Origin of the sequence: Paenibacillus lemnae, assembly GCF_012933385.1 — a bacterium.
GTDB classification, from domain to species: Bacteria; Bacillota; Bacilli; order Paenibacillales; family Paenibacillaceae; genus Paenibacillus_AQ; species Paenibacillus_AQ lemnae.
Genome location: NZ_JABBPN010000003.1, coordinates 32,911 through 46,653, shown reverse-complemented (window position 1 = coordinate 46,653; position 13,743 = coordinate 32,911). Strand labels below are relative to the sequence as shown.

The window sequence follows — 13,743 nt, the reverse complement described above, 5'->3', positions numbered from 1 at the left end:
TTTTCACGATTAGATATTGTCTAATTCATCTAAAAAAGCCGGGCGCTTCGCGTATTGGGCTTTTAACTGCTCGATGAGCTGTTCCTGACGGGGTTTCCCCGCTATCTTTTTATATCTCTTAAGTATGCCGCATACACGCCGGTATTCTTTTCTATTGGAAGACGAACCGGCTGCACTGCTGATATAGCTGCTGTAAATCTCTGCTGTTTCCTCTGGATACTCTGGGAATAGGCGCGGTGCATAATCTTCGATCATGTGAGGGTTGGCTTTTACATACATCATCATCTCATCCAGATCATTTCTTTTAGAGATGAGCTGAAGGTAAACTTCCCTGGCTCTCCAGCCGTCAGCCTGTTTCAGTTCCTTCAATATGCTGCGATATAACTCCTCCTTGTCCCCCTGATGTAGATTCTCCAGTTCCCGATAATATGCATAATCTCCATCCAGCAAAAGCTCTTTCGCCAGCCGCTCCTGTTCCTGCGTGAGAGACAGCTGCTTGTAAGCTTCATATCTGGCGGCCTTCCATTTCGATATAAGACCTGGTAACTCTTGATCCTGTATCTCACCTTCTTCAGCCAACTTCAAAGCGCGGCGGTAGTCCCCGCTTCTCATATGTTGTTCAATGGCCAGCTCTCTGAAAAACTTGATATCCAGATGCTCCTCTACATATCGCTCACCTTCCTCTGGCGTTCCATAATCCCGAATAAGCTGGAACAAGAGTTCCTGCAGGACATCATTGAAATACCGTTTGTATTCATCCTTCAGATTGGAGGCGATCAGCTGCTCCATCGTCTCTCTGAGTCGCTGTCTCGGCGTCTCTAAATCGGCGAATTCAGCACAAAGCCGGAGCAAATCCATCTGAAAATCTTCCCATCCCCGGAAAACCTGGCTTTGGCTAATTTGCAGCAAACGATTAAAAAAGCGTTCCCGCACTGCAGTCTCCCGACTTTCCAGGCTTAAAGCTATCGCCCCGACACGCTCCAAAGCCCCCTGCACCAGCATCCCAATCTCTCCATTGGAATCATCTGCATATTGGAATGCTTCAACTCCTTCTTCCAGCAGAAGCCAAGCTGTCTCAAGCGCTAGAAATGGATCCATTGAATCGTCTATTTCATCAAGCATCAGCAGCATTTCATTAACAAATCTGCCCGTTTCGCGGTAAGGGATAAACCCTTCACGTCCTTTATATTCTTTTACAATCGCCTTCATCTGCTGCTTGCATGACTTCAGCTGCTGGGTAAGGCCGCTGTTCGTATCTTTGGCGTACTTATGTAAGATCGTGTTTTTTAACACAGAATCCTTGCTGGCGGCTTGGCCTAGAATTTGAACAAGTTCTTCTTTAGTCAACATATTTAATACAGCTTCAAACGAAGATGGTTTCGGCATGGTATTCACACTCCATGGAGGTAGTTGTAAAGACTTTAATGCATCCATATATAAAAAGAGCCGGTTGAATACCGACTCGAAGCATCCTGAACTATGACTTCGTAACGCGCCGATCCTATTGGAACATCGCACACTCCAAGGCCCAGTAATGTACCACTACAGACAGGTCTACACGTCAATCTCGGATTCCTCGCTGTCCGCAATGACCTGCAGAGCATTTCCAATTGACTGCAGAACATGTCCAGCGATCATCAGATCTACTGCCTGTTGATTGGCCGCTTTCGCTCTAAGTCTGTCCGTAAGCACGGCCTGTGCTGCATTGGCTGTGGATTGCACTGCATTCCCTAGAATGGACAGCTGAACCGCTTCTTTTTGATCCCGCTTTCTCGGGGACAAGCTCTTACTCTGACCGATTGCCGCTATAATCGTCCCTAAAGCTTGAAGCCAGGCAAAAGCGGCTAGCTGCTCCTCCAGACTTAACTTCTTGGCTGGCATTTCGCTCACCTGCTTTCCCGTATCCCACATTATACGGCGGTTTTGCTATTTTGGATGATGGCATTTATCACGATCTTCGCTTCTTTAGGAAGCAGGGCTATATTTCTTTTTCCAAAGTCTATAGATGTACATGGTCACTGTGAGAAACACTGCGTAAACTGCAATCGTCAAGACAACATTCCTAGGATCATTCAGCAGGCTGTCACCGACCAGAGCGAACAACAGCATTGCAGGAATTTTGCCTAATGATGAAGAGACAGCATAGACGCCAAAAGTAACGCGGCTCAGTGCAGAGTATGCATTGACAATAATCGACGGAATCGTCGGAATCATACGGGCGAACAAGATGAACAAAAAAGCATTCCTCTCAAAAAGCGCCGTGGCCCGCTCGATATTTTTAAATTTATGAAGGACCTTCTTGCCCCAATCCTGATATCCGTAACGAATAAAAAGAAACATCAGTATCGAGGCAGCCGTCGATCCCGTCCACGTCACAATCCCGCCCGTGACAGGTCCGTAAGCGGCCCCAATCACCCCTCCGACTACAGGATAAGGAATAATCGGGAACAAAGCCATGACCGTGGCCATTGCAATCACTTGAGTTATACTGTCCGTCTGGCGAAACCAGACTAATATCGATTCTCCATAAAGATAGATCAGGCATGCAATTCCGAGGTAAAAGATGGCTAGTGCTATTTTTTTATACATGTCTAGCTGTTCCGCCTTCCGTGTTCTATAACTCTTCCGTGCTCAACGTAAAACCTTCAATAATGACATCCTCGTCAACCTCGATCAAGATGCTCTTTCTCCCTTGATAGTTCACCTGTTTGATATACTTCAGGTCCTGCGGACTTACCGAAATCGTCGCAACCTTCGTCGTGATCTTGATCGATTTCGAATTAAACTTCGGGATGACGCTGCTTGCTTTGAATTCATAGTTTTTATTGTCAACGATACTCTCGAATGCCCGCTCTACTTTTTCTGGCGTCACATTCTCCACACCGCTCACCGTGAGCATCCGTTCCACATCTTTATAATCCAGCTTCGGCGGCTCTTCCTCTTCATGGGTCTCGATGACCTGATGAATTTCCTCGTACACACTCGCGATCATGGAGGCATCAAGCTGATCCTCCGATACTTCCTTCACGATCTCTTCAAAAATAGACCTTTCTTCCAGCGCCGTCACCGTCGTTTCAGCATTCAAGACTTCCTCGATAAAATGTGCGTTCGGTTCATTCGCCCTTCCTGAGCAGTACAGGATCCGATTCACATCGGAATAACCGTCCGTCACGCTGGGGTAGAAAAACCCCTGTTCTGGTGTGCTTAATTTAATGATCGGATCCACGATGACATTGTATTTAAATTCCCGTTCGACATAATCGAACTGAAGGGTTTTACGCGGCTGTTCTGTGGAGTTTACGCTGCACAAAATGAACGGATTCGAGAACATCTCATTATTTTCACTTTCCTCGGCTTCATCATTCCTGGCCTGGGTCGGCTGGTAATATTGTCCGCGCACAAAAGTAACTACCGTATCTTTTTCATATGTGGTATCTGCCAGCATCTTCTCCACCAGCAGCATCATCAGATCATGCCATTCTTCCGCATCACCTGTCACCAGGCCTTGATGGAGCATGACCCGTGTTGGCGCCTCTGCTTCCTCATGAAGCCTCAGCTCGAACAGCTTTTGGTCCAGTTCTCCGAGCAGCAGCTTCTTAAAATTTCCCATGTACAGCTCCTGTTTCTCCCGGTCCAGCAGCTCGAATGGCTGACGTTCGAAATGGTAAATCTCACTGCTGTCCTTCATAATGTACACATTCAAAATGTCATAAATATGAAGCTTTTCGTGGTCCAGCTTAAACTGCTTGCGAATATATGCTATTTCTTTTTTCAGCATGTTAGATTAGACATCTCCTAGAAAGTAGATTACTCCCGTCAAATGGGACGCAGCTTTCATTATACTTGATGCCTTGACGGCATTCTATCAGGAAATAAAAAAGCACGCTCAGCTGAACACCTTTCAAAGGTGATTAGGCTGTGGGTGCTTGTACTTAATGATCTGATGGCAAGCGGTTCAAGATCAATATCAAAGTCTTGGGCTTGAATCAACAAAAACTTAGTTCCTTCCACCCGAGACTGCGTCTCAAAATAGGGAGAAAAACTGCTATACCCACATCACTTTCGTCATCGTCCGGCCATACGATCCTCTTGAACAGCCAGCAGCTCTTCACGAAGTTTCATCATCTTCTCGCGGCGGGAGAATGCCTCGATCTCCATTTCGTGGGCAAAGCTCATATCAGAGTCTCTGGACACTAAGGTGAGTCCATGAAACCACGCTGTCGCAATAATAAGTGCATCTGGGGTTTTTAGCTTACGGCCTTTCCCTTGAAGATCCTTGCGTAATGTTCCGTCCACTTTTGCTATTTCTGTTGTGACATCAATACATCTTCTGCTCTCATGTATTCCAGTCCTCACGCGATCTGTTGATTTCTTCTTGGAGCTCTTCTCCACGTTCAGGCGTTAATGAACCAGCAGCCTCCAAAAGGTCATCAACGGAATAATTCTCTTCAATAGAGTCCTGTCCGTTAAACTGAGTTTTTTGACCATAAATTGTGTTCTTTAATAATGTACCCTTATGCAAGAAATTACATGATCGCCGCTTGGCTTTGGATCGCCAGCCGTCTCTGCAAATAAGCCTTCAAATGAGGGTCTACACAATAAATATAACACCCCTTCGTTCCCCGGGTCATCAATGTTCTGTAGGTATTCCGTATAATTTGATCCGCCATTTTGAGCGCCCTGTCTTTATCTTTCTTATACAATGTCTTAAAGCCCGAAAGAGACTTATCTGTTTTCGCACGCTTGAATGGATCAGTAATCACACGGTTATTTTCAAACCGCATGTCCTCACCAATAATGACACCGACATAGTCGAACTCCAGCCCCTGGGAGGTATGTATGCAGCCCACTTGATCTACCGATTCTGAGTCAATGGCCCAGGTAGTCGTATTACCAAGGTTCCAGCTCATGAAAAATTGAAATTCATCCAATTGAATATCATGAATGCCAGGATTGTTTTTTCCGTCCTTCTTCCACTCCCAGCAGTAGCCGGCCAGCATTCTTGCTTTGTTATTCATCTGGTTCTTGCTGAAAATTTCTTCTCTTAATTGATTCGGGTCATCAAAGAGTCTGATTTCATAGTCAAAATCAAATCCTTCGGCATTTGCCGTTTCACGAATTTCCAATACGTCTTCAAGCCACGCCAAGTATCCATCTGATCCGTTGCATCTAAATTGAGAAGCCAGCGTCATTTCGGTGATATCGGCATCCATCTGCTCCGCATACCATCTGATCTGCTCTTTACTGCCAGCATCATGCATGGCGATTTTCTGGTATTCATCAATAAAGAAGACAGAAAACCGGGAAGCATGAATAATCTCCATCGTTTGATTGATGCCTTTATTCTTGAACAAACCGGATTTTTCATTTAATCGATGTGCCTCGTCCACGATCAAGCAGTCGAATTCATTGGGGAGTGCTTCATAATAAACGCCTGACGACTTAAACAAGTTATCAATGACTGACTTTTTCACTTTTTGCTGAAGCCGTCTCATATATACCGCCCGAGGTGCGCTATTTTTGGTTACATATTGGCAGACCAGATCGCGTGATGTCACCTCTACCAAAAGGTTGATCCCTAGGACCGATTTACCAGTTCCTGGCCCGCCCTCCACGATCAACACTTGTTTCTTGCCTGTCTGGGCTTTCTGCGCTAATCGCAGTGCTTCCTCATATACAACCTTCTGATCGTCGATCATGATAAACTCTTGGTTTCCTTGCAGCATGCTGACAAGAGAATCCTGAAGGGATTTGGATGGTTTGATTTTGCCATGCTCAATGAGATAGAGTGATTTGGTTCTGTCGGTTTTCTTGATGTAAGTAGAAATAAATCCCCTTAACTTAAGAGCATCTCCTTTAGAGAAAACGGGGGCTGACTTCAAATATGGATCGTATACCGGATGCAAAATAGGGTCGTTATCGACTTTGACATAATTATGCATATAAGCACAAGGATAAAGCTGGACCGCTTCGTTCTGCACGGCCTCGTTATAATCGCTGATCAGCTGTGCATAAGACCATGCCTGAAAAGAGGGATGCGGCGTCTTTGTCTTCGTCCGGTTAAAATAGGTTTCCACGATCCCATCCGCGTTTTCAATCGCTTCGACGCTAGTCCACTGCTTCAGCTCGATGATTACAACGGAGAATTGGTCCTTTTCGTTCAACCCCGTAATCATGAAGTCGATTCTCCTTGAGGATGCGGGAACTTTGTATTCAATTGCTATACCTACGTCATCCGGAATGGTTGCAGTATTCAGCACTTTATAGAGGTAATTCATGGAATTGTTCCAGGCATTGATCTCTCCCATTGAAACCCTGCCGACTTTCTGCACGAACTGGGTATGAATCTTTACCGCAATGCTGTCTTCGGTCACGTCGTTCATGAATTGCTGCTTGGTCGATTCATAAATAATCATGACAATCTCCTCTAATCGTTCTGTGTTGTGTACTTATTTGAACTCCCTTTGAATTGAGCAGTTGGATATTTTTCCGCATTTTTATTTATTTTCTGAAGTATGGCGTTCTTCACGTCAATGTTTAAATCATGCGCGAGCGTTAGTGTATAGATGAGAACATCAGCGATTTCGTCTCGCATATCGGAATGGTGTTGATCTATGGCTTCTTGACTGCTCTTCCATTGAAAGAGCTCCAGCAGCTCGCTTGACTCCAGCGAGATAGAAAGAGCAAGATCTTTGGGATCGTGGAACTGCTTCCAGTCCCTTTCATCCCGGAATAGAATGATCTTTTCGATGAGTTCGTCCATGTTGTGTACCTCCGTCTGACCGCCCATGGGCGATCATCGTTTTATTCATAAATAGTTATATTTTCATATTACAGAATTTTTGCCTCTCATAAAACATAAATTCCGAAAATAAAACATCCCTCCAGCATGATAGGGATGTTCTTCTTATATGACTCAATGATGCAGCATCCGGCTCCAATATAGACTGAACTAAAGAATAAACCCTTCTATAGCGGAGGTGACAAGTGATTCTGGAGAAGCGCTAGCGTCCGCCTTTGCCTCCAAAATGCCACCATAGATTATAATTTCAAGCATTTTGGAGGCAACAGCGGTCGTAAGAACACTTGCCATCGAAGCCATCCAGAACGGTAACTTTTTACTTCAGTCTATATAACAAATAAGTTAGAGACAACAACTTAAAGGAGGAGTTAAAAGAATGCCGCTCAACAAGCATGAATATCAACGTCTAAATATTTTTTTAAGAGACTTTCTTGCCAATAACCGAGTTATATATGTTACTGATGTTCTTCAATCGCTGGAAGAAGAAGGTCCTGAGCTTGCGGACATAATCGTATTGAGTAAGAAAAAAAGGATCGTTTGCAGACACTGCGCTGCTCCAGTTTCCGAATATTATTCGATCAACTACCTCGGCGACTATTTCTGCGGGGATCTTTGCCATGAAACGTTTCATGAAGCAAACGAGGAGCAGTTCGACCACTGCGACGAGGACCACCCTGATCATTTTGATTATTCGTCTATTCGCAGGGAATATATGTATTGGAATGATCATTGGACAGAATTGCTTCAAGAAATCACTAAGAATTCAAACACCTACGCCCAGGAAGCTAATGATTTCATTCAAGAACTGGATGAGATCATTGAGGCATACAGTGACTATATCCTGACAGAGGGGGAAGATGGAGTGTTCGCTTACGAAATTTATCAGTACACTTTAAAGCTTGGAGAGATTCAAAGGCATATCCAGGATTGGACATCAGCATCTAAATCTTAAGAAAGCACCCATAGTCTGGACACCTTCAAGAAGGTGCTCAGACTATGGATGCCTCTTTTAAAAAGCCGTTCTTGGATCTGTCTTTCTTATCCCTATCTATTTGCTTCTGAACGCCTCAATCGCAGTATGTGTGGCTTAAGATGCTCTTCTATGACATCGTGAATAGTGTACTCCGGTCTCCACGTTATTCGCTCACCCTCGACATCATCAATACTTCTAGGTACATGCCAGTGCCATGGATCGAATTGCGTGATCTCCTCAGGCGTTCCACTGGGATGATAGTGAGCATGAAATTTTTGAATTATATTTCCGTTGCTTGCATACCAATCGTAATAATATTCAATAAGCTCAGTGCCTTCGAAGATTTCACGACATCGAAGGTTGCCATCGTAGTAGTGAAACGTAATTTTGGCATTGATTTCTCTGCCTTTTTTGTGGTCAAGCTCATTTCGAGGAGTTTCCAGGAAACTAACCTCTAATATATCGTTATAGAGGTACTCAAGGTTAGAAAACGTTGTTTTCTTTATTCCGAGAAATTGCTGTCGCACTAGATAACCTCGCTTTGTATGACCACCAAACCGAAGCATCTGTGTCTTCCTCTGTCAGTTCTCTGATTGTCTTATCACCAAAAATCTCTTCGAATGGTCCGCCGTATTTTTGTTCGAACTCTTGAATCGACTTATTTAAGTATACTGCCTCATCTACTTGAGGTTCTTGATTCTCCGCTTCCCAATTCGCTTTTAAGACGGAAACAGGAACTGCTTTGCCATGGGCAAACGTAATTACTGCATCCTCAGGAATTTTAGTCCAGCGATTTCGCTCTTTTTCTACACCACTAATTTTGCCTTCACGAATCCACGTGTTTACGGTTTGAACGGTTACTCCAATGTACTTGGCTACCTCTGTAGTCGAAAATGATACATGGCTTGGGTGTTCACTGCTGGATTCCCGGGATATATGCTGAAGCAAGGTCGAGGCGTATTCAGATAGCCTTTCCCTATCAAGGAAGCAAGTTTCGTCCCAGAGATGAATATAACGCTCAGCTCCTTTTACTGTAAAAAGCAGGTTCTTTACAAGAGCTGCCATTAGAAGTTGATCCGTCTCCACCATTTTCTTAACGAAAACTTCAGCGCTTGGTCCTGTCAATATCGTTCTCTCAATCACAGTTGGTCGCATTACCATTCACCTCACACCTCCTATTATATACTTTATGTTCAGTTCGTCAATAAAGTGAAAAATAATTGAAAGTAAACTTAAATTTCATTATTACGTTTTAAAATTTTTTTAAACCAAACTTTCATGATTATTCAAACGACGGGTTGTCAAATTAAAAGAACATCCCTCCAGCATACTGGGGGATGTTCTCCTTGTTTAAATAAATAGCATCACGATTTCATGTCAGTTGGTAAGTTAAGCCCATTCATCCCAGTCAAGCTGATTCTGCTTTTCGGCCATATATAACATCCCCCGATCTTTTCCTACTCCAGAACAGTCCAAATATCCAGTGCCGCTAAACGTATCGCCTCATGCTCATGGTTCCGGTACTCTCTTAAACGGTCGGAGCAGGCCTGATTCCACAACAAGGCATCTCCCGCAACCTTCAGTAAAGAAAGACCGATACATTGGGCCGTAAACGACTGGCTTCCTTTCAAATGATCCACCAGATTCACAAGAGCCTCTGGTCTCCAGTACGCTTGGCTGGCATTGGCTGACCGAGTGACCTGGCTGGAGGCATAGTCCAGCAGATACAAATGTGTATCCACCATTTGAATCACAGGATTCAAATTCAGAGCAGCTTTTCCAGCCTCACTCCATTCAACCATTGCTAAATACAACTTGATTACGAGAGGTCTCAAGGTTTCTTGGAATCGAAGAACATCGATAATGCCCGTAAATAAAGGAATAAGTAAGCGTCTTGCATTCCATGGCAATGAGATCAGCGTCTCGATCAATACGGATAGACGCTGACGCTGCGGAAGATCTCTCTCGGGTGCAGCATTCCATTCTGCCTTCATTTTCATATCAGCCAGCTGTTTGCAAACGTGGATGACTTCATCATTCACCTTTCCGTCACGGCAAGCTACATTGAGCGTATCCATCGCTGCCTTCCATTTGACATTGTCGTCCATATCCAGAATCGTTCTGCTGACGGCAGCTGCTATCCTTTCTTCGCTTCCATTCATCCATTGGGTCATGGCTTGGAAAGCTTCTCTTGCCACAACAGCATCGCTATGTCCTGCTATCTCAATAATCAGTTGCAAATACCTTGGCCGGGCCTCCAATGTGAGTCCGCTTGCATGCTGGTAAAGCAGACTTCTTGCGATATCCCGCTGTGATGAAGCAGCCATGGCACTCATTATACTCCAGCTGCGTTCATCATCAAGCCATTGCCTGGCAGCGTGACCGATTGCAATCATCACATCTTTGTGTACATTCGGTTTCTCGAATTCAGTGATCAGCAGCGACATGCTCTCACTGTTTTTGTAAGCTCCAAGCAGCCGGATGGCCTCTTTTCTGACCGTAATTTTTAACTTCTCCCGATTCAGCAGGTCCGACAGCAAAGAAGTCAGTATCACTGGACTCACCCTGCGCATGCATCTGGGGATGGAATACATCGCAACACGAGCACGGTCTCCATCCAGATTGTCCAGCAGGACAGGCAGTGCCTTCTCCGGCTGTTCCCCTAACGAATATGCATGAAGCGCTGCCTCGACGACATGCACTTCCTGATCCTCCAGCAGGATCTTCAGCTTATTTGATTCATAATCCGGCATAACAGCAAGGCTCTGCATCGCTGACGCACGTTCATGGAAACTTCGTTTATGATCCAGAGCTACCCGCTCCAAAAGAGAAGCGAATTCCTCTTGCTGGCGCGGCAGCCACCGGTGAAACCCATTATGGACGGGCAATAAATAAATTGTTTTTCCCGACAAATGTCTGCCCTTAATGACTTTCCCCGAAATGAACGGGTCCAGCCACTCCTGCCGTTTCAGGTGCAGATGCATAAATACGTCGTAGAACGAAATAAAGGTGGGGTCTCTGTCCAGCAGTCTTCTAACTCTTTCATCTCGAGTTTTATAGGGTGCCAGCCAGTAATGGACCGCCTGCGGCGATACGACCTTGGCCTTCATCAGATCCTCCAGCAGAAGCTGAAGCTTCGGCAATCGATCCACGGCTTTTCCGAATAAGATAGCCATATGCAGGACTACATTAACGTTATCGCGTTTGTTAGCATCTGCACCAAAGGCATAGATTTCATCAAACAACGCTTCCAGTGTCGAATCTGGTATACTGTCCCAATCCATAGCGAACAACGCAAACTGAGCATCCCGCATCGTTAATCTTCCAAAAGTTCTCAAAGCGAACCTAAAAAGCTTACCCTCCGGCTCAACTGCATGTTCCCGCAGTATGGCAAAAGCCAGTTTCTCCACAGCTGATCTCGTTCCATATGAAGTGTCTCTGGCTTCAATTACGATATCCACCAGCGTCGTCAGATCGTCCACATGCTCATTCTTAAACATGGGAGCAGGGCACTTTGAGAGCTCGAGCATGATCTTCCATCGGACTGGATCCTGGTCGTTCTTGATTCGAGTCAGGAAGCGCAGCGTCTCATCCATGCCGTTCCGGGATAGAGCCGTGCTTCGAATGAGGTAGGCATATGCCGCAGCACGCTCATCACTATTAGACACCTGGACAGCTTGCTCCAGCTCCTCTCTGGCGTTACCAATGAGGCGGCGCGCCGTTGTTTCGAGCATGACTTCCTGATCATCCCTAATACTGCGAAGCTCCAGCATTCGGGCAGCTTCCTTGTCGCGCAGTGTATGGGGCAGCACATCCAGCAGAGACAGAGGCAGAATCCGTGTCTTCCGCTCGTCAGCCTTATAAGCGGCATTAAACATTCCTTCGCGAAGAGACGGCGCAATAGCATCCAGCACCTTAGCTGTATGTTCTGGCTGATCTGCCAGCAATATAGTCAGTGTGGTCCACTGTGCTGCAGTGAAATATCTTCTCTTTTTCAGAATTCCTGCTGGAACGCCATGATTTCTTAGATATCCGCGTGTCTCTTCACGGGTCAGCAGCTGAAATACACTCTCAGGGCTGGCCTGAATCAGGATGCCCAGCTCCTGTTTCAGTACCGGATGAAGCATTTCCGCTGGTCCAAATGTAAGGGCACATTCCAGAACGACTGCTGGTCTTAAATCACTTAATACCTCAATCGCCGATGATAACGTCCACCATATATTGGATTTTTCCCGATGCGCTGCATTTTGTAAAGCATTCTTGAAATACGCTGCAACGTGATCCGGATAGTACTTCGTCAGGAGCCGCCAATTCTTTAATGCATAGCCCAGCTCAGAAAGCCTGCTGCTAACCGTCTCCTCGCTGCATGCTGCCAATAATGAGGACGCTTCTTCCGCACCCCACCGGCGAAGCACGAGCGGCAGCAGCCGCTGTGCCCAGTCCTGGCGATATCTATTTAAGACACTCCGCAGCAATTGTCTTCGGCAATCGTACGACATCTGAACAATTTCGGTTTCGATTGAAAATTCCCGATCTGTCACCACTTTCGGCAGTAATCCAGCTGCCCTTCCCCTAACGCCTGCCTTGGGATGCTTGAGAGCAAATAAAACCGCTCGTGCATCACTTACTACGTCGGCACCCGTTAATGCCAAATGCGCCTCGTAAGCGCTGCCGCTTTCTAGCAAAGATAAGAGCAGTGCGGAATAGCTTTCATCTCCTGCATGCTGGCGCCCCAGTAGCGCCATCCGTCTCATTCGGTCCAAATAACCGAGGGAATCAAGCTCTTTGAGCAGTTGCTTTTTGTTCATTAGGTCATTGTTATATGACATTCACACCTCTCCCCTCGTTCTATCACCGCTGCTGGCGGTGTATACAAAAGAGATGACCCCCGGAGTTCATAATTGAACCTTTGAGTCACCCCTTTATGTTTAATCATATATATACTCGAATTTAAATCTCCTCCGCCCCATCCTGCTCCCTGCTCCCAAACTCATCAAGCAGCGCACGCGCTTCACTCGTGGATTTCGTGTTCATCAGATTATTCCTTAACTCACCCGCCCCGCGAAATCCGCGGACATAAATCTTGAAGAAGCGCTGAAGCGGCCTGAACGAACGGGGTTCCAGTGCGGAATAGTGATCGTGGAGATCCAGATGCAGCCGCAGCAGATCCAGCAGCTCCTCGCTGCTATGTTCCCGTGGCTCCTTCTCAAACGCGAAAGGATTGTGAAAAATACCGCGCCCGATCATAACGCCATCCACCCCATACTGCTCAACAAGCTTAAGGCCCGTCTGCCGATCAGGAATATCCCCGTTAATGGTCAGCAGGGTATGAGGTGCCACCTCATCCCGAAGCTTCTTAATCTCCGGAATCAGCTCCCAATGCGCGTCGACTTTACTCATTTCCTCCCGGGTGCGCAGGTGAATGGACAGGTTTACAATGTCCTGCTTCAAAATATGGGTTAACCACCCGCGCCACTCATCAACGGCCGTGAAACCGAGCCTTGTTTTGACACTGACCGGCAGTCCCCCGGCCTTGGCCGCTTGAATGATGTCTCCTGCGAGCTCCGGACGGCAGATCAGTCCGCTGCCCTTCCCATTCTCCGCAACATTCGCTACAGGACAGCCCATATTAATGTCGATGCCCTTAAAGCCTTCCTCCGCCATCCCGATACTCATCTGACGAAAATACTCCGGTTTATCCCCCCAGATATGTGCGACCATCGGCTGTTCATCTTCAGTAAACGTGAGGCGTCCCCGCACACTTTGGTTCCCCACCGGGTGACAGTAGCTCTCTGTGTTTGCAAACTCGGTAAAAAACACATCCGGTCTTGCTGCTGCACTTACAACATGACGAAACACAACATCCGTCACATCCTCCATCGGTGCCAGTATAAAAAAAGGCCGCGGTAAATCAAGCCAAAAGTTGTCTGTCATATCAAAAACCTCTCTATAGAAATCAGGACAAGTC

General features: G+C 46.1%; 11 protein-coding genes. 1 reads left to right on the top strand and 10 read right to left on the bottom strand.

Translation table 11 applies throughout. From position 1 onward, the window contains the following. Positions 1-9: 9 nt before the first annotated feature. The 7 genes from HII30_RS04005 to HII30_RS03975 all read right to left on the bottom strand — a co-directional run bounded on the left by HII30_RS04005 (position 10) and on the right by HII30_RS03975 (position 6,763). The gene (locus HII30_RS04005; RefSeq protein ID WP_169503740.1) at positions 10-1,386 is read right to left on the bottom strand and encodes a hypothetical protein; all 1,377 of its coding nucleotides are present in this window, start codon (positions 1,384-1,386) and stop codon (positions 10-12) included. Between the two features lie 168 nt (positions 1,387-1,554). Next, the gene (locus tag HII30_RS04000) at positions 1,555-1,881 is read right to left on the bottom strand and encodes a DUF6944 family repetitive protein (RefSeq protein ID WP_169503739.1); all 327 of its coding nucleotides are present in this window, start codon (positions 1,879-1,881) and stop codon (positions 1,555-1,557) included. Positions 1,882-1,965: 84 nt separating this feature from the next. Further along, positions 1,966-2,589 carry a TVP38/TMEM64 family protein gene (locus tag HII30_RS03995; protein WP_169503738.1) on the bottom strand — a complete coding sequence of 208 codons (624 nt, stop codon included), beginning with the start codon at positions 2,587-2,589 and terminating at the stop codon, positions 1,966-1,968. Between the two features lie 25 nt (positions 2,590-2,614). Next, positions 2,615-3,778, bottom strand: a complete 1,164-nt coding sequence (locus HII30_RS03990; RefSeq protein ID WP_169503737.1) for a DUF4317 domain-containing protein — start codon at positions 3,776-3,778, stop codon at positions 2,615-2,617. A gap of 287 nt (positions 3,779-4,065) precedes the next feature. Beyond that, positions 4,066-4,356, bottom strand: a complete 291-nt coding sequence (locus tag HII30_RS03985; protein WP_343045060.1) for a type II toxin-antitoxin system VapC family toxin — start codon at positions 4,354-4,356, stop codon at positions 4,066-4,068. A 170-nt stretch (positions 4,357-4,526) separates the two neighbouring features. Further along, positions 4,527-6,416 carry a DUF2075 domain-containing protein gene (locus HII30_RS03980; protein WP_169503736.1) on the bottom strand — a complete coding sequence of 630 codons (1,890 nt, stop codon included), beginning with the start codon at positions 6,414-6,416 and terminating at the stop codon, positions 4,527-4,529. Positions 6,417-6,427: 11 nt separating this feature from the next. Beyond that, the gene (locus HII30_RS03975) at positions 6,428-6,763 is read right to left on the bottom strand and encodes a MazG-like family protein (RefSeq protein WP_169503735.1); all 336 of its coding nucleotides are present in this window, start codon (positions 6,761-6,763) and stop codon (positions 6,428-6,430) included. 553 nt (positions 6,764-7,316) lie between these two features. On the opposite strand from HII30_RS03975, the gene HII30_RS03970 reads away from it, so the two are divergent. Continuing rightward, complete coding sequence (locus tag HII30_RS03970) at positions 7,317-7,754, top strand: hypothetical protein (RefSeq protein ID WP_169503734.1); 438 nt, start codon at positions 7,317-7,319, stop codon at positions 7,752-7,754. Between the two features lie 504 nt (positions 7,755-8,258). Here the strand turns inward: HII30_RS03970 and HII30_RS03965 are convergent. The 3 genes from HII30_RS03965 to HII30_RS03955 form a co-directional block, all read right to left on the bottom strand. Continuing rightward, positions 8,259-8,936 (bottom strand): helix-turn-helix domain-containing protein, encoded by a 678-nt coding sequence (locus HII30_RS03965; protein WP_169503733.1) that lies wholly within the window; start codon positions 8,934-8,936, stop codon positions 8,259-8,261. 296 nt (positions 8,937-9,232) lie between these two features. Beyond that, positions 9,233-12,583: a HEAT repeat domain-containing protein gene (locus HII30_RS03960; protein ID WP_246246094.1), complete on the bottom strand. Its 3,351-nt coding sequence runs from the start codon at positions 12,581-12,583 to the stop codon at positions 9,233-9,235. 142 nt (positions 12,584-12,725) lie between these two features. Next, a complete protein-coding gene (locus HII30_RS03955) occupies positions 12,726-13,709 on the bottom strand; it encodes a tRNA dihydrouridine synthase (protein WP_169503731.1) in 984 nt (327 codons plus the stop codon). Between the last annotated feature and the right edge of the window lie 34 nt (positions 13,710-13,743).